The 22023-nt window shown below is 66.7% G+C and carries 19 protein-coding genes; 14 read left to right on the plus strand and 5 right to left on the minus strand.

Going from position 1 to position 22023, the window contains the following annotated elements:
* The first annotated feature begins 90 nt into the window (after positions 1–90).
* The 3 genes from TabM4_RS09045 (at position 91) to TabM4_RS09055 (ending at position 3531) form a co-directional block, all read left to right on the plus strand.
* Positions 91–1575 carry an alpha/beta hydrolase family protein gene (locus TabM4_RS09045; RefSeq protein ID WP_434621996.1) on the plus strand — a complete coding sequence of 495 codons (1485 nt, stop codon included), beginning with the start codon at positions 91–93 and terminating at the stop codon, positions 1573–1575.
* A 118-nt stretch (positions 1576–1693) separates the two neighbouring features.
* On the plus strand, positions 1694–2212 hold the full coding sequence (locus TabM4_RS09050) for a hypothetical protein (protein ID WP_434621432.1): 519 nt from the start codon (positions 1694–1696) through the stop codon (positions 2210–2212).
* 74 nt (positions 2213–2286) lie between these two features.
* Positions 2287–3531 (plus strand): Coenzyme F420 hydrogenase/dehydrogenase, beta subunit C-terminal domain, encoded by a 1245-nt coding sequence (locus tag TabM4_RS09055; RefSeq protein ID WP_434621435.1) that lies wholly within the window; start codon positions 2287–2289, stop codon positions 3529–3531.
* A gap of 176 nt (positions 3532–3707) precedes the next feature.
* Here the strand turns inward: TabM4_RS09055 and TabM4_RS09060 are convergent, their stop codons facing one another.
* The 3 genes from TabM4_RS09060 to ccmI are packed head-to-tail and all read right to left on the minus strand — an operon-like array spanning position 3708 to position 5637.
* Entirely contained in the window at positions 3708–3938 is a 231-nt protein-coding gene (locus TabM4_RS09060) for a DUF1289 domain-containing protein (RefSeq protein WP_434621438.1), read from the minus strand.
* The gene (gene ruvX, locus TabM4_RS09065) at positions 3935–4417 is read right to left on the minus strand and encodes a Holliday junction resolvase RuvX (protein ID WP_434621441.1); all 483 of its coding nucleotides are present in this window, start codon (positions 4415–4417) and stop codon (positions 3935–3937) included. Before ruvX ends, TabM4_RS09060 begins: the two co-directional genes overlap by 4 nt.
* Positions 4414–5637, minus strand: coding sequence for a c-type cytochrome biogenesis protein CcmI (gene ccmI, locus TabM4_RS09070; RefSeq protein WP_434621444.1), 1224 nt, complete (start codon positions 5635–5637; stop codon positions 4414–4416). Before ccmI ends, ruvX begins: the two co-directional genes overlap by 4 nt.
* A gap of 205 nt (positions 5638–5842) precedes the next feature.
* Between ccmI and TabM4_RS09075 the strand changes: the two genes are divergently transcribed.
* The 6 genes from TabM4_RS09075 (at position 5843) to rarD (ending at position 12915) form a co-directional block, all read left to right on the plus strand.
* Entirely contained in the window at positions 5843–7090 is a 1248-nt protein-coding gene (locus TabM4_RS09075; RefSeq protein ID WP_434621447.1) for a sarcosine oxidase subunit beta family protein, read from the plus strand.
* Positions 7091–7196: 106 nt separating this feature from the next.
* Positions 7197–7520: a sarcosine oxidase subunit delta gene (locus tag TabM4_RS09080; protein WP_434621450.1), complete on the plus strand. Its 324-nt coding sequence runs from the start codon at positions 7197–7199 to the stop codon at positions 7518–7520.
* Positions 7517–10528, plus strand: a complete 3012-nt coding sequence (locus TabM4_RS09085; protein ID WP_434621452.1) for a sarcosine oxidase subunit alpha family protein — start codon at positions 7517–7519, stop codon at positions 10526–10528. The genes TabM4_RS09080 and TabM4_RS09085 overlap by 4 nt, the downstream gene beginning before the upstream one ends.
* Entirely contained in the window at positions 10521–11072 is a 552-nt protein-coding gene (locus tag TabM4_RS09090) for a sarcosine oxidase subunit gamma (RefSeq protein ID WP_434621455.1), read from the plus strand. Before TabM4_RS09085 ends, TabM4_RS09090 begins: the two co-directional genes overlap by 8 nt.
* Positions 11073–11305: 233 nt before the next feature.
* Positions 11306–11908 (plus strand): superoxide dismutase, encoded by a 603-nt coding sequence (locus TabM4_RS09095; RefSeq protein ID WP_434621458.1) that lies wholly within the window; start codon positions 11306–11308, stop codon positions 11906–11908.
* Positions 11909–11994: 86 nt separating this feature from the next.
* A complete protein-coding gene (rarD, locus tag TabM4_RS09100) occupies positions 11995–12915 on the plus strand; it encodes an EamA family transporter RarD (protein ID WP_434621461.1) in 921 nt (306 codons plus the stop codon).
* Here the strand turns inward: rarD and TabM4_RS09105 are convergent.
* Positions 12855–13409, minus strand: coding sequence for a TIGR00730 family Rossman fold protein (locus TabM4_RS09105; RefSeq protein WP_434621464.1), 555 nt, complete (start codon positions 13407–13409; stop codon positions 12855–12857). The two genes, rarD and TabM4_RS09105, sit on opposite strands and share 61 nt — an antisense overlap.
* Before the next feature lie 135 nt (positions 13410–13544).
* Here TabM4_RS09105 and TabM4_RS09110 point away from each other — a divergent pair, with 135 nt between their 5' ends.
* Positions 13545–14900 (plus strand): LysM peptidoglycan-binding domain-containing protein, encoded by a 1356-nt coding sequence (locus TabM4_RS09110; RefSeq protein ID WP_434621467.1) that lies wholly within the window; start codon positions 13545–13547, stop codon positions 14898–14900.
* A gap of 165 nt (positions 14901–15065) precedes the next feature.
* On the plus strand, positions 15066–16892 hold the full coding sequence (locus tag TabM4_RS09115; protein WP_434621469.1) for an ABCB family ABC transporter ATP-binding protein/permease: 1827 nt from the start codon (positions 15066–15068) through the stop codon (positions 16890–16892).
* 9 nt (positions 16893–16901) lie between these two features.
* Here TabM4_RS09115 and TabM4_RS09120 read toward each other — a convergent pair whose 3' ends face one another.
* Complete coding sequence (locus TabM4_RS09120; protein WP_434621472.1) at positions 16902–18197, minus strand: calcium-binding protein; 1296 nt, start codon at positions 18195–18197, stop codon at positions 16902–16904.
* Between the two features lie 185 nt (positions 18198–18382).
* Between TabM4_RS09120 and TabM4_RS09125 the strand changes: the two genes are divergently transcribed.
* The 3 genes from TabM4_RS09125 (at position 18383) to der (ending at position 21998) form a co-directional block, all read left to right on the plus strand.
* Complete coding sequence (locus TabM4_RS09125) at positions 18383–19066, plus strand: hypothetical protein (protein WP_434621475.1); 684 nt, start codon at positions 18383–18385, stop codon at positions 19064–19066.
* 67 nt (positions 19067–19133) lie between these two features.
* Entirely contained in the window at positions 19134–20483 is a 1350-nt protein-coding gene (locus TabM4_RS09130; RefSeq protein ID WP_434621478.1) for a PQQ-binding-like beta-propeller repeat protein, read from the plus strand.
* A gap of 48 nt (positions 20484–20531) precedes the next feature.
* Positions 20532–21998: a ribosome biogenesis GTPase Der gene (gene der, locus TabM4_RS09135; RefSeq protein ID WP_434621481.1), complete on the plus strand. Its 1467-nt coding sequence runs from the start codon at positions 20532–20534 to the stop codon at positions 21996–21998.
* Positions 21999–22023 lie beyond the last annotated feature (25 nt).

Consider the following 22023-nt stretch of genomic DNA (forward strand, 5'->3'; position numbering starts at 1 on the left):
GGGGCTGGGGGCGGTCACGCTTTTGCAAGCGTGGCTTTCGGGTGCGGGCGTGCTAGCTGCGGGGAAGGCTGGCAGGGGACGAGATTGGGCATGCGGTGGGTGGTGGCGGTTCTGGCGGTGCTGGCGATTGCGGTTGCGGTCTGGCGGCTGGAGGCGGGGCGGGCGGGGCTGGAGATTGGGGCGTTCGACATTCCGGGCGGGCCGCCTGCGACGTTGACCGTCGCGCCGGGGACGGAGCCTGCGCCGGTAGTGGTGGTGGCGCATGGGTTTGCCGGATCGCGGCAGTTGATGGAGCCCTTTGCCCTGACGCTGGCGCGGGCGGGGTATCTGGTGGTTTCCTTCGATTTCATGGGGCATGGGCGCAATCCGCGGCCGATGACGGGGGATGTGACCACGGTCGATGGCACCACGCGGCTGATGGTGGAAGAGGTGCGGGCGGTGGCGCGGGCGGCGCTGGCGCATCCGCGCTCGGATGGGCGGTTGGCCTATCTGGGGCATTCGATGGCGTCGGACCTGATCATCCGGGCGGCCTTGCAGGAGCCTGCGGTCGGGGCGGTGGTGGCGGTTTCTGCCTTTTCGCAGGCGGTGACGGCGGAGCGGCCAGCGAACCTGCTTCTGGTTGCCGGGGAATGGGAGGGGCGTCTGCGGGAGGAGGCGCTGCGTATCCTGCGGATGACGGAGGCGGAAGCGGGCGAGGGCGAGACGGTGGGCGACATGGCCGTCGGGACCGCGCGGCGGATGGTGACCGCGCCGGGGGTGGAACATGTCGGGGTGCTGTATGCGCCTGCGGCGCTGGACGCGGCGGCGGCATGGCTGGATGCGGTCTTCGCGCGGGACGGGGCGGTGCCTGCGCAGGCGCGGGGGGGATGGATCCTGCTGCTGCTGGCGGGGGTGACGGCCTTGGCATGGCCGCTTGCGCGGGCCTTGCCTGCGGCGCCTGCGGTGGGCGGGCCGGTGCCGCTGCGGCTGTTCCTTTGGGCGGCGCTGCTGCCTGCGGTGGCGGTGCCCCTGCTGTTGGCGCCGGTGGAGACGCGGGTGCTGCCGGTTCTGGTGGCGGATTACCTCGTGCTGCATTTCGCGGCCTATGGGGCCATTGTGATAGGCCTGTTGGCACGGGCGGGGCGGTTGCGGGGGCAGTTTCCCGGACGGGTCTGGGGGTTGGCGGGTCTGGTGGCCGTGGTCAGCATCGCGGGCTTTGGACTGGTGCTGGACCGCTATGTCGCGAATTTCCTGCCCCATGCCGGACGGATCGCGGTGATCGCGGGGCTGGCGCTGGGGGCGGTGGCCTATTCGCTGGGAGAGGCGTTGTTGCTGGAGGCGGGGCGGGCGCGGGTCTGGCGGGTCCTGCTGGTGCGGGGGGCGTTTCTTGCATCGCTGATCGCTGCGGTGGCGCTGGATTTCGAGCGGCTGATGTTCCTGCTGATCATCCTGCCCGTGATCTTGCTGTTCTTCCTGATCTTCGGGACGATCGGTGGCTGGATCGGGCGGCGGAGCGGACTGGCGGCGGTGGGGGGGATCGGGCTTGGCCTGATGCTTGCATGGGCGTTGGGGGTGACGTTCCCGCTCTTTGCCTGAAGGCGCGGGGCGGGGTTGGGTTTGGCATATGCTTTGGTCTGGACCACATGCACGAGGCCAGACTGCACTGCAGACCGATCCGGGTTATGTTGCAGGGCGATCAGAACGGATGACGCCGATGCCCCATCGTCTTGACAGAGTATCCCTTGCCGCGACGCTGCTGGCGCCGCATGTGTCGCTGGACTGGGAAAAGCCGCGCCGCAAGGGTGCGACGATGATCAGTCGCGCGGTGATCGGCCCCTTCTCCAGCGTGACCATTCAGGCGGTGGACGGGAATGGCGACGTGAACGACCCCTGCGGCGGGTTGTCGGGCTGGAGCCGGGCGACGCGGAACGACCGGGCGGACCCGTTTCCGATCCGGTTCTGGGGGTTCACCCGGATGACGGATGAGGCGGCGTGGGACAGTCTGCGGACGATCATCCATCAGCGGTTGATCATGCAGGCGCAGGCCCATGCCCTGCTGTCGCGGCAGCCGCTGGAAGAGTTGCTTTCGGGGCTGAAGTTGACCGACGCCGATGCTGCGCGGCATGCCGTGGGGTTGATCACGGGCCGTGTGGCGCGGGCCGGAAACCTTTCGGGCATGATCCGCGAGCTTTACCTGCCGCGGGATGGCGCGACGACTGTCAACTTGCGTTGACACATTTTCTGGACCTGACGGGGGCTTTGCACTAGCTTTGCCAGAGGGCCAATCCGGCCCCTTGGGGTGGCGTGATGCCCGATGGTCCTTTCCCCGCAGTGCCCGGTCTGACGCTGCCTCCGATCGGCGGGGCGGCGCGTCCGGGGCTTTGCACCGATTGCGGCGTGTCACGGATCGGCGATGGCAAGGCCTGCGGGCGGGCCTGCCAGTTCATCGCGCCCGACTATCCCGCGCGGGAGGTCGAGGTGCATGGGCGGGTGGCCGATCCGGGGCAGGGCGAGGAGGCGTTCTTCGGCGTGACGCGGCGGATGCTGCGGGCGCGGATGACGAAACCGCTGCCGGGGGCGCAGTGGACGGGGATCACCACCGCGCTGGCGGGGCGGTTGCTTGAGACGGGGGCGGTGAGCGCGGTGATCGCCACAGCGCCCGATCCGGAGGACCGCTGGAAGCCTGTGCCCGCCATCGTGACCGAGCCTGCCGCACTGGCGGGGGTGCGGGGGATGCGGATGGGGTTCGGGCCCTTGCTGGCGGCGCTGGAACCGGCGGCGGCGGCGGGGCATCGGCGGATCGCGGTGGTGGGGATCCCCTGCCAGATCCATGCGCTGCGGGCGCTGGAGGCGGAGTTGGGCTTCGAGCGGATCTACGTGATCGGGACGCCCTGTTCGGACAATACGACGACCGAGAATTTCCACCATTTCCTTGCCCAGATCGACCCGCGGCCGGAGCGGATCAGCTATCTGGAGTTCCGCGCCGATTACCGGGTGGAGTTGCGCTATGACGACGGGCGGCCGGGGCGGACGGTGCCCTTCCTGAAGCTGCCCTTGTCGAAGCTGCCTGCGGATTTCTTTCCGATGACCTGCCGGACCTGCGTCGACTATACCAACCGGCTGGCCGATATCACGGTGGGGTATATGGGTGGCGACGGGGATCAGTGGGTGATCGCGCGGAATGCGCGGGGCGAGGAGGTGCTGGGCCTTTTATCCGATGCTCTGACGCTGACGCCCCTGACGGACAGGGGCAAGCGGGCGGGGGCGGTGACGGGGTTTCTGGCCAATGTGGCGCGGGCGGCAGGCGGGTTGCCCTTGCGGTCCATGCCGGATTGGGCGCGGCCCATCGTGGCCTTCCTGCAGCCCCGGATCGGGCCGAGGGGCCTTGAATTCGCGCGGGCGCGGGTGGAGATGAAGGCCATCGAGACGGTGCTGCATCTGCGGCGGGCCTTCCCGGCGCGGATGAAGAACATGGTGCCGGAGCATGTCTGGCGGCTGGTCGCGCCCTATGGGTTGCGGCCGGAGGCGGAGGAGCGGCGCGAGGGGGAGTGATCCGGTGGAGCGCTGCCCGCAAGCGGGCCGCGCAAGCCTTTTGGGTCGCCCGCCGCGCGTGCCGCGCGTCGGGCTCCGGGTTCAGGGGGCGCACGCGCCCCCTCTTGGCCTCGCGGCCAATTCACCCCCTGTGGATATTTTCGAACGGATGAAGTGGCGGGCGCGATTGGATCGGCTCAGTCCTGCAGACGCCCCATGCGGCCACCGCGTCTTTTGGCCAGCCGTGGGGCGCGGGTCGGGAGTTCGGCCATGATGGCGCTGCGAGCCTCATGGGTGAGGCGCGACCAGGCGGAGATTTCCTCGATCGTGCGGTAGCAGCCGACGCAGATGCGTTCGGCGGGATGGATGGTGCAGAGCTTGATGCAGGGGGATTGCACCTCGTCGCGCTTCCAGACGTCATCCTTCACGACGGCCCCCCGTTCCCGATATGGCCCATCCGGTCGAGGGCCCCTTGCAGGATATAGCCCGCGGCGACGGCGTCGATCACCTCTTTCCGACGCTTTCGCGACGTATCCGCCTCCAGCAGTGCCCTTTCTGCCGCAACGGTGGAGAGGCGTTCGTCCCAGAAGGCGATGGGAAGATCGGTCAGGCGGGTGAGGTTGCGGGCGAAGGCCTGCGTCGCCTGCACGCGGGGGCCTGTACTGCCGTCCATGTTGAGCGGCAGGCCGAGGACGATGCCGCGGATGTCGCGTTCGGAGAGCAGGGCGAGGAGGCGGGTGGCGTCTTCGGTGAATTTGACGCGGCGGAGGGTTTCGGTGGGGGTGGCCACCATGCGGCGCAGGTCGGAGATGGCGATGCCGATGGTCTTTTCGCCGAAGTCCAGCCCGCAGATGGCGCGGTTGGGGGGGAGGGCCGCCAGAAAATCTTCGAGCGTGGCGCAGATCACGGGTTCAGGCCCGCATTCAGCGCCTGTTCGCGCAGGAAGCTTTGTTGGGAGGGCGAGCCTTCGAATTTCGTGAGCGCCTCGGCGTAGATTTCCTGCGCCTCGTCCTTGCGGTTCAGGACGGAGAGGGAGGAGATGAGGCGGGCCCATTCCTCGACCGTGCCGCCTTCGGTGGCGAGGCGTTGCCCGAGCTGGGCGACCATGCCTTCGATCATCGCCTGTCGATCCTCGGGCGACATGTCCTCGGCGGCGGCGATGGCGGCGCCGTCCGGGCCGGGGGCGGTTTCGGGCAGGGTGAACTGGATGCCTGCGCGCATGGCGACATCCTCGATCTGGGCGCGGATCGGGGCCAGCCACGGGGCATCGGGCGGGCTTTCGTCCAGAAGGGGACGCCAGAGGGCGAAGGTGCGGTCGAAGCGGCCCACCTGTGCGGCCATGAGGCCGTAATAATAGCGCGCGGTGGGGTTGGCGGCGTCCAGCGTAAGGGCGCGGGTGAGTTCTGCCTCGGCCTCGGGCGAGACGAGGCCGCCTGCGGCCATGATCATCAGTTCGGCAAGAGCGGCATGATCTTCGGCGGTGGCGGTCTCGCCCTTGACGCGCAGGAGGTTTTCCATCGCAGCGCGGGCCTCGGTCAGGTTGCCGAGCCGGGCCTCGTTCGCTGCGAGGAGTTCAAGGCCGCGCGCGTCGTCGGGGCGGTCCTGCACGGCTTTGCGGAGTTGGTCCATCAGGGCTGCGAAGTCAGCCTCGGGCGTCACGGGGGCGGGGCGGGTGGTGGCGGCCTCGGCCTCCATCTCGGACTGGGAGGGGCGGGAGGCGCGCATCTCTTCGGACATCTGGAACCGCAGCGCGAGGGGGAGGTCGGGATAGCCGGGCGCGCCGAGGCGGTTATAGACCCAGAAGGAACCGCCGATCAGCGCGAGGATCAGCACGGCGGCGAGGGCGACCCCGCTTTTCGAGGCGCTGCGTGAGGCGGTGCTGGCGGCGCGGTCGGCCTCGAGCAGGCGGCGGGAGACTTCGGTGCGCAGACGCTCTGCCTCTTCCTGAGGCAGGGTGCCACGGGCGAGGTCGCGGTCGATCTCGGCGAGTTGATCGCGATAGACCTTGAGGTCGAAATCGGCGGCTGCGGCGAGTTCGGCCCGCGCCCGTATCAGTGCGAGCACGAAGAGCGCTGCGACGGCGAGGCCCATGCCACCGGCTGCGGCCCAGAAAGCGGCTGTCTCCATCGCGGTCGTCCTGTCGGTTCCTGTCGGGGCGGATGTAACCTTTCGGGGGGCGGATCGGAAGGCGGAAACGCGAAAGTGACCTGTGCGACGGGGTCGCAGGACAGTTATGTCGCATTTTTCCCGATTGTGCCGCTGGGAGGTGGGGCTTGGAACGGCTATGGCGGCAGAAGGGCGGCAAGGTTGCCGCGCGACGGGGAGAGGCTTGATGAAACGCTATTCGGTCTTTGCGATTGCCCGCGAAGCGCTGCGCTATCACACCGGCTGGGAACGCGCATGGCGCAGCCCCGAGCCGAAGAAGGAATATGACGCCATCATAGTGGGTGCGGGCGGGCATGGTCTGGCGACGGCCTATTATCTGGGCAAGAACCACGGCATCCGGAATGTCGCCATCATCGAAAAGGGGTGGCTTGGCGGCGGGAATACCGGGCGGAATACGACCATCATCCGGTCGAATTACTTGCAGGATTCCAGCGCGGCGATCTACGAGAAGGCGCGGTCGCTCTATGAGACCATGTCGCAGGATCTGAACTACAACGTCATGTTCTCTCCGCGTGGGGTCATGATGCTGGCGCAGACGCATCACGAGGTGCGGGGCTATCTGCGCACCGCTCACGCGAACAAGCTGCAAGGGGTGGAGACGGAGTTCATAACGCCGCAGCGCGTGAAGGAGCTTTGCCCGATCCTGAACATCGACGGGCCGCGCTATCCGGTGCTGGGCGCGCTGTGGCAGGCGCGGGGCGGCACGGGGCGGCATGACGCGGTGGCATGGGGCTATGCGCGGGCCTGTTCCGACATGGGGATGGACATCATCCAGCAATGCGAGGTGAAGGGCGTGCGGTCGGAGAATGGCGTCGTGACGGGCGTCGAGACGACCAAGGGCCATATCGGCTGCAAGAAGCTGGGGATCGTGGTCGCGGGCCATTCGGGGCAGGTGGCGGATATGGCGGGGTTCCGTCTGCCGGTGGAGGCCGTGGCGTTGCAGGCGCTGGTCAGCGAGCCGATCAAGCCCTGCATGGATATCGTCGTGATGGCGAACACCGTGCATGGCTACATGAGCCAGTCCGACAAGGGCGAGATGGTCATCGGGGGCGGGACGGACGGGTTCAACAACTACACCCAGCGCGGGTCGTTCCACCATATCGAGGAGACGCTGCGCGCGCTGGTCGAGACCTTCCCGATCATCAGCCGCCTGAAGATGCTGCGGCAGTGGGGCGGGATCGTGGACATGACGGGGGACCGGTCGCCCATCATCTCGAAGACGCCGCTGGGGAATTGCTTCATCAACTGCGGTTGGGGGACCGGAGGCTTCAAGGCCATTCCGGGGTCGGGCTGGGCGATGGCCGACCTGATGGCCAAGGGCGAGCCAGGGCCGCTGGCGGCGGAATTCGACATGTGGCGCTTCAAGGAAGGGCGGTTCATCGACGAGTCGGTGGCTGCCGGGGTGGCGCATTGATGGGGCGGGGCGGGGCCGAAGAATTTTCGTACGAAAATTCTTCGCAGGCGAAAAATCTTCGGACGAAGATTTTTCGGGGGCGCGAGATTGTTGAACGGGGTGCGACATGCTGCTGATTGAATGTCCCTATTGCGGCGTGAAGGCCGAGGAGACGGAGCTTGCTCCGGGCTATGAGGCGCATCTGAAGCGGTTCGGGCCGGGGTCGACGGACGAGGAGTTCGAGGCCTATATGTTCGCGCGGAAGAACCCCAAGGGCGTGCATTTCGAACGCTGGCGGCATGCCTATGGTTGCGGGAAGTGGTTTTTGGCCGCGCGCTGCACGGCGACGCTGGAGGTGTTCGGCACCTATCCGGCGCAGGTGGGCGAGCCGCCCGCCGACATCATCGAGAAGATCAAGGCCCGCAGGCCTGACTGGAAGGGTTACAAATGAGCACCCGTCTTGCGAAAGGGGGCCGTCTGATCGACCGGTCGGCGGCGATGGAGTTTTCCTTCAACGGCAAGCGGTTGAAGGGCTATCGGGGCGACACGCTGGCCGCCGCGCTGCTGGCCAATGACCAGATGCTGGTCGGGCGGTCGTTCAAGTATCACCGACCGCGCGGGATCGTGGCGGCGGGGCCGGAGGAGCCGAATGCTCTGGTCAATCTGGGGTCGGGGGCGCGGCTGGAGCCGAACCAGCGGACCACGGTGACGGAACTGTTCGACGGGCTGGAGGCCACCAGCCAGAACCACTGGCCGTCGCTGGAATTCGACGTGGGCGTGGTGAACAACTACGTCAGCCGTTTCCTGCCGGCGGGGTTCTATTACAAGACCTTCATCCATCCGCGTCCGTTCTGGAAGCATGTCTTCGAGCCGATCATCCGCCAATCGGCGGGTCTTGGGTCGGCGCCGAAGGAGCGGGATGCGGATCGGTATGAGCAGGCCTATGCCTTCTGCGATCTGCTGGTCGTGGGTGGCGGGATTGCCGGGTTGCAGGCGGCCTTGGTGGCGGGGCGCGCCGGTGCGCGGGTTCTGGTGCTGGAGCAGAACGCCCATTGGGGCGGGCGCGCGCCTGTCGATGGTGACGTGATCGACGGCAAGCCTGCGGGCGAGTGGGTGGATCAGGCCGTCGCCGAGTTGTCGGCAATGTCCAGCGTGACGCTGAAGACGCGCTGCATGGGGGCGGGCGTCTATGACCACGGCTATGTGCTGGCGGATGAGAAGGTGGCGGATCACACGCCGGGGGACGGGCGGCCGAAGCATCGGCTGTGGCGCATCCGTGCTGGGAAGATCCTGACGGCTACCGGCGCCATCGAGCGTCCGCTGTCCTTTGCGGGGAACGACATTCCCGGCGTGATGCTGGCGGCGTCGGTGCGGGATTACGTGGTGAACTGGGCCGTGTCGCCCGGGGATCGCACGGTCGTCGTGACGAACAACGACGACGGCTACCGCACGGCGATTGCCCTGAAAGAGGCGGGGCTGGCGGTTCCGGCCATCGTCGATGCGCGGAGCAATCCGTCGGGCGATCTGGTGGCGAAGGCGCGGGCGCTGGGGCTGCGGATCGAGGCGGGGCGTGGCGTCGCCAAGGTGAAGGGCGGCAAGCGGGTGACTTCGGTCGCCATCTGCCTGCAGGCGGGCGAGGGCGCGGTGATCGACGAGATCGCCTGCGATGCGGTCGCCATGTCGGGCGGCTGGTCTCCGGTCGTTCACCTGTGGTCCCATTGCGGTGGCAAGCTGACCTGGGACAATGTGAACGCCTGCTTCCGGCCCGATCCGGCGCGGCCGCCGCTGAACCATGATGGCGGGGCGCTGGTCTATGCGGCAGGGTCCGCCAATGGTGCGATGAAGGTGGCGGAGGCGTTGGCGGATGCGACCGCGCAGGCGGAGGCCGCGGTGGCTGCGCTGGGGATGAAGCCCAAGAAGGCCAAGGCCCCGGTGGCCGAGGCCGTGGTGGAAGGCCCGATGGAAGCGGTCTGGATCATGCCGCAGGGCGCTCCGGTTGAGCTGAAGTCCAAGATGTGGCTGGATTACCAGAACGATGTGAAGGTTTCGGACGTCCAGCTTGCGGCGCGCGAGGGGTATGAGTCGGTTGAACATACCAAGCGCTACACCACGCTGGGGATGGCGACGGATCAGGGGAAACTGTCCAATATCAACGGTCTGGCGGTGCTTGCTCAGGCGTTGAATGAAGACATTCCGCAGGTCGGGACCACGACCTTCCGTCCGCCCTACACGCCAGTGACGCTGGGTGCGCTGGCGGGCGAGGCGCGGGGCGAGATCTTCCAGCCGCTGCGCCGCACGCCGATGCATGCGTGGCACGAGAAGAACGGGGCCTATTTCGAGCCCGTGGGCCTGTGGCGGCGTCCCTATTGCTTCCCCCGTGCGGGCGAGACGCATGAGCAGGCGGTGCATCGTGAGGTGGTGAATACGCGCACGGCGCTTGGGCTGCTGGATGCCTCCACGCTTGGCAAGATCATAGTTAAGGGGCCGGATGCGGGGAAATTCCTCGACATGCTGTATACCGGCGTCATGTCCACGCTGCCCGTGGGCAAGTGCCGCTATGGCCTGATGTGCAACGAGCAGGGCTTCCTGTCCGATGACGGCGTGGTGGCGCGGATCGACGAGGAGACGTGGCTGTGCCACACCACCTCGGGCGGGGCAGATCGCATCCATGGCTGGATGGAAGACTGGCTGCAATGCGAGTGGTGGGATTGGCAGGTCTATACCGCCAACGTGACCGAGCAATATGCGCAGGTCGCGGTGGTCGGCCCGAATGCGCGCAAGGTGCTGGAGAAGCTTGGCGGGATGGACGTGTCCAAGGAGGCGCTGCCGTTCATGCAATGGGCGGATGGCACCCTTGGCGGGTTCAAGTGCCGGGTCTATCGCATCTCCTTCTCGGGCGAGTTGTCATATGAGATCGCGGTTCCGGCGTCGCATGGCGCGGCCTTCTGGGAGGCACTGCATGCGGCGGGGGCGGAGTTCGGGGCCATGCCCTATGGCACCGAGGCGCTGCATGTGATGCGGGCGGAGAAGGGCTTCATTATGATCGGGGACGAGACCGACGGGACGGTGATCCCGCAGGATTTGAACCTCGACTGGGCGATTTCGAAGAAGAAGGCTGATTTCCTTGGGAAGCGCGGGCAGCAGAGGAACTTCCTTGCCAGCCCGGACCGGTGGAAACTGGTGGGGTTCGAGACGCTGGATGGATCGGTGATACCGGATGGCAGCTATATCGTCGCGGCGGGGAAGAATGCGAATGGGCAGGGGAATACGCAGGGACGCGTGACCTCCACCTATTATTCTCCGACCTTGAAGAAGGGCATCGCGATGGGCCTTCTGAAGCGTGGACCCGAGCGGATGGGCGAGGTTGTGGAGTTCAACACCGTCACGGGCGGAACCGTGAAGGCAAGGGTCGTGGACCCGGTCTTCTACGACAAGGAAGGGGAGAAGCAGAATGTCTGAACCCGTGAGCGCGCTGTCGGGCGCGGTGTCGGAAGGTTTCGCCACCATCCGCGAGATCGGGCCCTTGGGCATGATCACGCTGCGGGCGAAGGCCGATGTGAAGGCGCTGCCGAAGGCGATCAAGGCGGCGGTGGGGACGGGCGTTCCCGCAACGCGGCGGATCGTGGTGGAAGGGGACCGCGCCTGTGGCTGGATGAGCCCGGACGAATATCTGCTTGTGATGCCCTATTCGGCGGTTCCTGCCGCGCTGGAGGCCATCGCCAAGGCGATGGGGACGGCGCATCATCTGGCGGCGGATGTGTCTGATGCGCGGGCCGTGTTCCGGGTGGAGGGTGCCAAGGCGGATCAGGTGCTGGCGAAGCTGTCGCCCGTGGATTTCGCGGCGCTGGCCGAGGGAGAGTTGCGGCGGACGCGGGCGGCACAGGTGGCGGCGGCCTTCTGGAAGGAGGGGGACGGGTTCACCGTCGTCTGCTTCCGGTCGGTGGGGCGCTATGTGTTCGACCTGCTGGCCATGAGCGCGAAGCCGGGGTCGGAATTGGGCTGAAGGCTGGTCCGGGATGGCGGCCCCCGGGGGTTTTCCACCCCCGGACCCCCGGAGGATATTTTGGAACGGATGAAGGGGCAGGGTTGCGCCCCTTTTTTCTTGCCCTGAAAGGCCAATGGCAGGCGGGGCGGCGGTTGGCGCGGAGGAAAAGCCGCTTTCGGCCTTGACCTTCCGGCTGCGAGGCATCTTATCTGCGCCATCCCGTGAACACGCGAACAGAGAGGATGACTCCCATGGCTTTCACGCTTCCCGATCTTCCCTATGCCCATGATGCGCTGGCATCGCTTGGCATGTCCAAGGAGACGCTGGAATATCACCACGACCTGCACCACAAGGCCTATGTGGACAACGGCAACAAGCTGATTGCCGGGACCGAGTGGGAAGGCAAGTCGCTGGAGGATATCGTCCGCGGCACCTATCAGGCGGGTGCTGTGGCGCAGAACGGCATCTTCAACAACGCCTCGCAGCACTGGAACCACAACCTGTTCTGGGAAGTGATGGGGCCGGGCGAGGACAAGAAGATGCCCGGCAACCTTGAAAAGGCGCTGGTGGAGGCCTTCGGGTCGGTGGCGAAGTTCAAGGAGGACTTTTCCGCCGCTGGTGCCGGTCAGTTCGGTTCCGGCTGGGCATGGCTGGTGAAGGACAAGGACGGGTCGCTGAAGGTGACGAAGACGGAGAACGGGGTGAACCCGCTCTGCTTTGGCCAGACCGCGCTCTTGGGCTGCGATGTGTGGGAGCATTCCTATTACATCGACTTCCGCAACAAGCGTCCGGCCTATCTGACCAACTTCCTAGAAAAGCTGGTGAACTGGGAAGCGGTGGCTGCGAAGCTGTGATGTCGCTTCCCGGCTTGCGGGCCGGGATGGGCGATGCGAGGAAGGGCCGTCCCTGCGGGGGCGGCCTTTTTCGATGCGGGGGAGCGGTGAGCGAGGCGGGGAAGGGCATTCTGGCCATCGTGGCGGCCTGCACGATCTGGGGTCTGGCGACGCTTTACTACAAGGCACTGGCGATGGTGCCACCGCTGGAGGTGCTGGCGCATCGGACGGTCTGGACATTCGCCTTCTTCGGGGTGCTGCTTGCGGTTCAGGGTCGGTTTGGGGCGGCGGTGACGCTGCTGCGCGGTCCAGTGCGGCGCAGGGTCTGGCTGGCGGCGGGGATTGTGGCCTGCAACTGGGGGCTGTTCATCTGGGCGATCCAGACGGGGCATGCGGTGCAGGCGAGCCTTGGCTATTACATCTTTCCGCTGGTGTCGGTCGTGCTGGGCGTGATGGTGCTGGGTGAACGCCTGACACGGGGGCAGGGGGCGGCGGTCGGGTTGGCGGCGGGGGCGGTGTTCGTTCTGACCTATGGGTTGGGGGTCGCGCCATGGGTTTCGCTGGCGCTGGCCTTTTCCTTTGCGCCTTACATGCTGATCAAGAAGCAGATGGCGGCGGGTGCGGCGGTTTCCGTGACGGCGGAGGTGATGCTGTTGCTGCCGCTGGCCGTGGTCTGGCTGGCTTTGGCGCATGGCGGGGTGGTTGCGGGCGGCTGGTTCGGGCAAGCGGGCGCGGTGACGTGGCTGCTGCCGCTGTCGGGGCTGATCACCGGGGGGCCGCTGATCCTGTTTTCATGGGGGGCGCAGCGGGTGCGGCTTTCGACGCTGGGGCTGGTGCAATACCTGAACCCCACGCTGCAGGCGGCGGTGGCGGTGATGGTGTTCCGCGAGGCCTTTACCGCATGGCATGCGGCGGCCTTTGCGATGATCTGGGGGGCGCTGGCGCTCTATTCGCTGGAAGGGTGGCGTCAGGAAAGGGCGCTGCGCAATGCGGTGACGAGCGAGGGCACGTCGGGGACGGTGCTGTAGAATTCCAGCATCGGGGGTTCGGCGAAGCCTTCGGCGATGACATGGCGGTTCAGCGTGACGAGGGGCTGCCAGTAGCCTTCGGTATCGAGCAGGAAAATCGGCTTGCGGTGCAGGCCGATCTGGCGCCAGGTCAGGACCTCGAAGAATTCGTCGAGGCTGCCCGCGCCGCCCGGCAGGACGACGATGGCGTCGGAGTTCATGAACATGACCTTCTTGCGTTCGTGCATGTCCTCGGTGATCACCAGTTGCGAGAGGTCGCGTTTGCCCTGTTCGCGGGCCATGAGATGGGTGGGGATGACACCCATGGTGCGTGCGCCTGCGGATTGCGCGGCGCGGGCGACCTCTCCCATCAGGCCGACATCGCCCGCGCCATAGACGAGGCGCCAGCCTTCCTGCGCGATGGCCTGCCCGAAATCGCGTGCGGCCTGTGCATAGGCGGGGCGGTTGCCGGGACGTGAGCCACAGAAGACACAGACGGAACGGAGCGGGGACATGGCGTGGCTTTCAGGGATTGGGAGGTTGCCTGCTTCCGTGTTATCGGGCTTGTGGAAATAAGGGAAGAAGGGGCCGGAAAACAGGCCCCGCGGACCCGCAGGGTATGGGGAACGGAAATGAAGCCTTGGGCTGAGATGTCGGCTGCCAATCGTGGCGGTGTGGTGGGTGGGGTGATCGTGGTGATCGCCGCGCTGCTCTATGGGGCTTGGACGGTGAGCCGCCCTGCGCCGGTGGCCGAGGCGGTTCCGGAACCAGCGCCCGGACAGGCCGCCGAGGCGGATGCGCCTGCGGCAGAGGTGGCGGAGGCTGCACCGGAGGCTGATGCGGCGGAGGCAGATGCGGCTGCGGGAGCGGAGGAGACCGCGGAGGGTGCCGCGGTTGAGGTGGCGCCTGCCGAGGAAGTGCAACTGGCACCTGCGACGGATGTTGCGGATGAGGCCGCTTCTGATGGCGCGGCAGAGGAGGTGGCGGCTGCGCCCGAGGCGCAAACCGAACCTGTCGCCGAGCCTTTGGCTGAGGTCCCCGCACCGGAGGTCGTGGCGGAGCCCGTGATCGCGCCGCCGTCCTTCGATCTCGTGCGGGTGGAGCAGGACGGGTCTGCCCTTGTGGCCGGGACTGCCTTGGCGGGATCGACGCTTTCCTTGCGGGTGACGGGGGCCGAGATCGCCGCCGTGCCTGCCGATCAGACCGGGAAGTTCGTCGCCATGTTCAACCTTGCGCCAAGCCCCGCGCCGCGCGTCCTGTCGCTGGTGATGCGGATGCAGGACGGGGTGGAGGTCCCCGCCGAGGGTACGGTGGTGATCGCGCCGACCGTGGCACCTGTGGCGCTGGCTTCCGCGACGACGGCAGAGCCCGCCGCGGCCGCCGAACCCGCGGCGGAGGCCGCGGCCACGCCGGCGGCACCGGCGGCGCTTTTGGTGACGGATGAGGGGGCCAAGGTGTTGCAGGCGGCGACGGACCTGCCCGGTGGGTTGGTCGTCAACGTGACCATCGACACGATAACCTACACGCCCGAGGGTGCTGTACAACTCGCCGGGCGCGGGTCGGCCGAGCGGGTGGTGCGCCTTTATCTGGACAATGCGCAACTGACCGAGACGTCGGTCAGCGGGGCGGGTGACTGGGCGGTGACGCTGCCCGAGGTGCAGCCGGGCGTCTATACGCTGCGCGCCGATCAGCTTGATGCCGAAGGCAAGGTGACCAGCCGTTTCGAGACGCCCTTCAAGCGCGAGACGGTCGAGGCGCTGGCCGCCGCATCGGGTGCGGGCGAGGCGGTGGTCGAGGCAGGCGCCGAGGCGACGGCGGAGGCAGCGGCGCCCGCGGTGGCACCGTCCAGCGTGACGGTGCAGCCGGGGTTCACCCTGTGGCGCATCGCGCGCGATACGCTGGGGGAAGGCATCCTTTACGTGCAGGTGTTCGAGGCCAACAAGGACCAGATCCGCGATCCCGACCTGATCTATCCGGGGCAGGTCTTCACCATTCCCAAGGAGTGAGCGCGCGCCCCGGGCCTGACTCGGGGCCTCCGGCTGACCACGAGGCCCCGGAGCAAGTCCGGGGCGGGGTTTGCTTGGCGCATTGCTGCACAGGGGGGTGTTCGGGGGGGCTCTGGCACTTCTTGGCGAAGGGGCATAGGTAGGGTGTCGAGAGGACCCCCCAAGATGCGCAAGACTCCCGTTTCGACAGATGAAAAGCCCGCTTCCGGCTGGCAGACCATAAGGCGCGTGCTGCCCTATCTCTGGCCGGAGGGCGAGGGATGGGTGAAGCGGCGGGTGGTCGGTGCGCTGCTGATGCTGGTGGCGGCGAAGATCGTGTCGGTGTCGACGCCCTTCCTCTACAAGCAGGCGGTGGACAATCTGGCGGGTGACGCGCCGGATGCGGCGACGATCATGGGGCTGACGGCGGTCGGTCTGACGGTGGCCTATGGGCTTGCGCGGCTGGGGACGGTGGCGTTCCAGGAGTTGCGCGACGCGATCTTCGTACGGGTGGGGCAGCGGGCGTTGCGGCGGCTGGCGCTTCAGACCTTCGAGCATATCCATGCGCTGTCCCTGCGCTATCACATCACGCGCAAGACGGGGGGGCTTAGCCGGATCATCGAGCGGGGGGTGAAGGGCGTCGATTTCCTGCTGCGATTCATGCTGTTTTCCATCGGGCCGCTGATCCTGGAACTGGCGATGGTGGCGGTGATCTTCGCCACGGTCTTCGGATTTTCCTACATGGCGGTCGTGGTCATCGTGATCTCGCTCTATGTCGCCTTTACCTTCAAGGTGACGGAATGGCGGGTGAAGATCCGGCGTGAGATGAACGAGCAGGACACCGATGCCAACCAGAAGGCCATCGACAGCCTGCTGAATTTCGAAACGGTGAAGTATTTCAATGCCGAAGCGCGCGAGGCGGCGCGCTATGACCATGCGATGCAGCGCTATGAGGTGGCGGCGGTCAAGACGGGGCAGAGCCTTTCCTTCCTGAATGGCGGGCAGGCGCTGTTGATCACGACAGGCTTGGTGATCGTCATGGTGATGGCCGCGATGGGGGTGCAGCGGGGTGAATTGACGGTTGGCGATTTCGTCATGGTCAATGCCTATATGATCCAGATCACCATGCCCTTGAACTTCCTTGGCACCGTCTATCGCGAAATCCGGCAGGCTCTGGTCGATATGGGCGAGATGTTCGGTCTGTTGGGCCAGCCTGCGGAAGTGACCGACAGGCCGGGCGCGCCTGCGTTGCAGGTGCGCGGGGGCGAAGTGGCCTTCGAGGGGGTCGAGTTCGGCTATGATGCGGCGCGGCCGATCCTGAAGGGGATCGACCTTACGGTGCCTGCGGGGCAGCGTTACGCGCTGGTCGGGCCTTCGGGGTCCGGGAAATCGACGATCGCGCGGCTGATGTTCCGTTTCTATGACGTGAATGCCGGGGCGATCCGGATCGATGGGCAGGATTTGCGGGATGTGACGCAGGGGTCGATCCATGCGCAGATCGGGGTGGTGCCGCAGGATACGGTGCTGTTCAACGATACGGTGCGCTACAACATCGCCTATGGGCGGGCGGATGCGACGGAGGAGGAGATCGTGGCGGCGGCGAAGGCTGCGAAGATCCATGATTTCATCGTGTCGCTGCCGGAGGGATATGAGACGAAGGTGGGCGAGCGGGGGCTGAAGCTGTCGGGGGGCGAGAAGCAGCGGGTGGGGATCGCCCGGACGCTGCTGAAGAACCCGCCGATCCTGATTTTGGACGAGGCGACGTCGGCGCTGGATACCCAGACGGAGCGGGACATTCAGGACAGTTTGCGCGAGATGGGGCAGGGGCGGACGGTGATCACCATCGCGCACCGGCTTTCGACCATCGCGGATGCGGACCGGATCGTGGTGCTGGAGGCTGGCCGGATCGCGGAGTCCGGCACGCATGAGGAGTTGCTGGCACAGGGCGGGCGCTATGCCGCGATGTGGGCGCGGCAATCGGCGGAGGAGGAAGAGAGCCTCGCCGCCGAATGAGCCTGCGCGTCAGGTGACGCGCAGGAGCTGGATATCGGCGGCGGTCAGAGTTGTCGTGCCGTTGACATAGGCCTGCGGGAGGCCGTCGATCTGGACTATGCTGCGATTGTTCGCGGCATCTGCCGTGACCGTAACAGTGGGGGCGCTGTTGCCCGTCCATTCCACGACGAGGCGGTCGCCTGTCGCGAAATCCGTCACCGTCGTTATGCCCGCCGGTGCGCCTGCGGTTTCGACGACGAAGCTATCCTCTCCCGTGCCGCCGGACAGCGTGTCGTTGCCTGACCCGGCGACAAGGGTGTCGTTCTCGTCCCCGCCCGACAGGCTGTCATTGCCCGCGCCGCCGCTCAGGCTGTCGGCACCGCCATCGCCTGAAAGCGTGTCATTGCCCTCGCCCCCGGCAAGGCTGTCTTCGCCCGCGCCGCCGCCGATGGAGTCGTTGCCGATGGCGCCGTCGATCAGGTCGTCGTCATTGCCGCCGAAAAGGCTGTCATTGCCGATGCCGCCAAAGAGGCTGTCATCCCCGTCGAAGCCGTTCAGCAGGTCGTTGCCGTCCTCGCCAAGGATGCTGTCGCTGCCACGTCCGCCGATCACGGTGTCGTTGCCGATGCCCCCGGCGATGAGGTCGTCGCCATCATCCCCATTGAGCGAGTCGTTGCCGTCGCCGCCCAGAAGGGAATCGGTCCCCGCGCCGCCGTTCAACGTGTCGCCATCCAGCCCACCATCCAGCGTGTCATTGCCCGAGCCGCCATAGAGGAGATCCGATCCCGCCTCGCCCTGAAGGCTGTCTGTCCCGGCCCCGCCATGCAGGCTGTCGCCGCCGGTGCCGCCCAAGAGACTGTCATTCTCCAGCCCGCCATGGAGGAAGTCGGCCCCCGTGCCGCCGGTCAGGCCGTCGTTTCCGCTGCCTCCGAAGGCGAAGTCGTCTCCGTCGCCCATATTGGCGGCGTCATTTCCCGCGCCCGTTTCGGCCCAGTCGTCATCGGTGCTGCCGGTGATGCTGTCATTGCCCGCGCCGCCAAAGAAGGCGATGTCCTCTTCGCCCGGATTGGCTGCCAGAGTGTCGTCGCCAGCGGTTCCTTCGACGTCGCGCAGATAGGCGGATTCGTCGTAAAGGGCATCGGCATCGCGTTCGCCTACCTCGCCCTTGAGACCGCCCGTGTCCGGTGTGGGCAGATAGTTGGCGTCTGGATCGGTGGATTGTGGAGGGTCCGGATCATCGGATGCCGGATCGTCCTGCGCGGCAAGCAGGTCATATCCAAGGAGGCCTGCCAAAAGCAGGGGCCACATCAGGAACTCGATACCCATGGAACACCATCACTCGAACATTCAACACGAGTGATAGCATCGCCTTGGCGAATGGTGAAACTTTGACGCTTTCGCGGTGTTTGCACGGCAGGTCGGGGCGGCGGGTCGCCGCGGCACGGCGGGGGCGGGGCTTGGCAAGGGTTCCCGCTTGCGTGTAAGACGGGAAAAAAGGACTGGAGAGGCCCGTGAGCAATCCCGACAGCTTCATCGATGAGGTGACCGAAGAGGTGCGCCGCGACCGGCTGTTCGCGCTGTTCCGCAAATATGGCTGGATCGGCGTGGTGGTGGTACTCGGCATCGTCGGTGGCGCGGGCTGGACCGAGTGGCGCAAGGTGCAGGAGGCGGCGCGCGCCGAAGCTTTCGGGGATGCGGTCCTGGATGCGCTGGACCTTGGAACGACAGAGGCGCGCGTGGCGGCGCTGGAGGCAGTGCCCGCGGATGGTGCGCAACTGGCCATTCTGCAATTGTTGTTGGCCTCGGACCCGACAGGGGATCGCGCGGCGACGCTGGCCGCGCTTGACCGTCTTGCAGCGGATGCGACCCAGCCTGCGAGCTATCGCGATCTTGCGGTGTTGCGCCGGGTCGTGGTGGCCGGGGCGGACATGCCTCTGGCCGAGCGCCGTGCGGCCTTGGACCCGATCGCTGCGCCGGGAAGGCCCTATCGGACGATGGCACTGGAGCAGATGGCCTATCTTCTGGTGGAAGAGGGCCGCACGGAGGATGCCGTGGCCGCCCTGAACGCCTTGCTGACGGATCAGGAAGCGCCGGGTGGCGTGCGGACGCGCGCGCGGGAAATGATCGTGGCGTTGGGTGGCGAGGTGGAGGCCGAGGCCCCCCCCGCCGAAGTTGCGCCGGAAGATGCAGGGTGACTTTGCCTTGGTCGCGGAAGCGAAGCATGGTTAGGTCGGATCGCAGGGCAGGATGGGGGCCGGGACGGTGAAACGCAGGGTTGTTGTGGCGATCTCGGGGCTGGCCTTGGTGACGGCCCTTGCCGGGTGCGAACGGGAATTGGTGCTGGAGGGCGAACGCTTTCCGGTGCGGGCCGATCTGGAGGCCTCGATTCCCGTCGAGGGGCAGCCCGCCCCGGTGGCACCGCCCCTGCGGCCCGAGAACCGGTCGGAGCCGATTTCCCTGCCTGCAGCGGTTGCGAATGCGGATTGGGCGCAGCGGGCCGGCGGTGCGAACCATCAGCAGCCGCATGGCGCGCTTTCGGCTGCGCCGCAGCGGGTCTGGTCGGTGAATGTCGGGGCAGGCAACAACCGCCGGAATCGGGTGAGTGCAGCGCCCGTCGTGGCGGATGGCCGTATCTTCACCCTGGATTCGGCCTCGGTCGTGCAGGCGACGGGGGCCAATGGCGGGGTGCTGTGGACCAGCAACCTGACGGCGGAATTCGATCGGGGCGGCAGCGTTTCGGGCGGTGGTCTGGCCGTGGCCGGGGCGCGCGTCTATGCCGCGACGGCCTATGGCGAACTGGTCGCGCTGGATGCGGCGACGGGTGGGATCGTCTGGCGGCAGCGCGTGGACAGCCCGATCACGGGCGCGCCTGCGGTTTCGGGCGGGACGGTCTTCGTTTCGGGGCGTGACGGTTCGGGCTGGGCGATCGACGCCGAGACGGGCCGCGTGCGCTGGACCGTGCCGGGTGCCGTGGGCGTGACGGGCATGATCGGGGCCTCTGCGCCCACGGTAAGCGACAACCTTGTGCTGTTCCCCTTTGCGAACGGGTCGGTGACGGCGGCGCTGAAGGTTTCGGGTGTGCAGGTCTGGCAGGCCCCGGTGACGGGGCAGCGCGTGGGCCGCGCCTATGCGGGTGTGACCGACATCACCGGGGATGCGGTGACGGTGGGCGATGTGACCTATGTCGGCACCGCTTCGGGCCGGACGGCGGCGCTGGATACCTCGTCCGGTGAACGGATCTGGACGGCGGTGGAGGGCGCGTTGAACACGCCGCTGGTCGTGGGCGGGTCGGTCTTCGTGGTGAATGACGAGAACCGTCTGGTGCGTCTGGATGCCGCGAGCGGCGAAGTGATCTGGGCCGTGGACATGCCCTATTTCACCAAGGACAAGCCCAAACGGCAGAAGGCCATCGTGCCGCATTTCGGGCCGGTGCTGGCCGGGGGGCGGTTGGCCGTGGTGTCCGGCGACGGGCAGTTGCGTCTGTTCAACCCGGCGGATGGTGCCCTTGTGGGCGGGGCCGAGATCCCGGGTGGGGCATCGGCGCCGCCGGCTCTGGCAGGCGGGGCTTTGTTCGTGGTGTCGGGCAACGGGCAACTTCACGCTTTCCGTTGACGCCAACCCCGTGTAGGGGTTCCCCTTCGGAAAAACCGGGAGCGGGCGATGAGCTTTACCCTTGCGATCGTGGGGCGGCCCAATGTGGGCAAATCCACGTTGTTCAACCGTCTTGTCGGCAAGAGGCTGGCGCTGGTCGATGACCAGCCCGGCGTCACGCGCGACCTGCGCGAGGGGGATGCGAAGCTGTTCGACCTTCGTTTCACCGTGATCGACACGGCGGGGTTGGAGGAAGTCACCGACGACAGCCTTCAGGGGCGGATGCGGCGGCTGACCGAGCGCGCGGTGGAGATGGCGGATGTCTGTCTGTTCCTGATCGACGGGCGGGTGGGGGTGACTCCGTCCGATGAGGTGTTTGCCGATATCCTGCGCAAGAAGAATGCGCGTGTCGTGCTGGGGGTGAACAAGGCCGAGGGGGCCGCGGGGGATTCCGGGGCGCTGGAGGCGTGGTCGCTGGGTCTTGGGGAGCCGGTTCGGCTGTCGGCCGAACATGGCGAGGGGATGGATGACCTCTACCGTATCCTGACGCCTTTCCGTGAGGAATTCGCAGAGCGCGAGGCCATGAACACGCCGGAGACGGAGGTGGATATCCCCGAGGAACTGGGCGACGAGGAGGTCGATCCGGTTGCCCATCGCCCGACCGCGAAGAAGCCCCTGCAGATCGCCGTGATCGGGCGGCCGAATGCCGGAAAATCGACGCTGATCAACAAGATCATCGGCGAGGACCGCCTGCTGACGGGACCTGAGGCCGGGATCACGCGGGATGCGATTTCGGTGCGGGCCGATTGGCAAGGCACGCCGATCCGCATCTTCGACACGGCGGGGATGCGCAAGAAGGCGCGTGTGACCGAGAAATTGGAGAAGCTTTCGGTCGCCGACGGGCTGCGGGCGGTGCGTTTTGCCGAGGTCGTGGTCGTGCTCTTGGATGTGGAGATCCCCTTCGAGACGCAGGATCTGCGGATTGCGGATTATGCGGAAACCGAGGGGCGGGCGGTCGTCATCGCGGTGAACAAGTGGGACCTCGAGGACGAGAAGCAGGAGAAGCTGGCCGAACTGAAGGAGATGTTCGAGCGGCTGCTGCCTCAGCTGCGCGGGGCGCCATTGGTGACGGTCTCGGCCAAGACGGGGCGGGGGCTGGACCGGCTGCATGCCGCGATCTGCCGCGCGCATGATGTGTGGAACAAGCGGATCACCACGGCGCGGTTGAATTCCTGGCTGGGTGCCATGACCGAGGCGCATCCGCCACCGGCCCCCGGCGGACACCGGATCAAGCTGCGTTACATGACGCAGGTGAAGGCGCGGCCGCCGGGTTTTGTGGTGATGTGTTCGCGGCCTGACGAGATGCCCGAAAGCTATAAGCGCTATCTCGTCAATGGGTTACGGGATCACTTCGAGATGCCGGGGGTTCCGATCCGGATCATGTTCCGGTCGCAGGGGGACAAGAACCCGTTCAAGGAACGCAAGTTCCACACACCAAGCCGCCTGCGCAAACATATAGAGGGGCGGAAGGACTGATCCAGTGGCGGGCGCGTTGGTGGCG

Origin of the sequence: Tabrizicola sp. M-4, from assembly GCF_051132405.1 — a bacterium.
GTDB lineage: Bacteria > Pseudomonadota > Alphaproteobacteria > Rhodobacterales > Rhodobacteraceae > Paragemmobacter.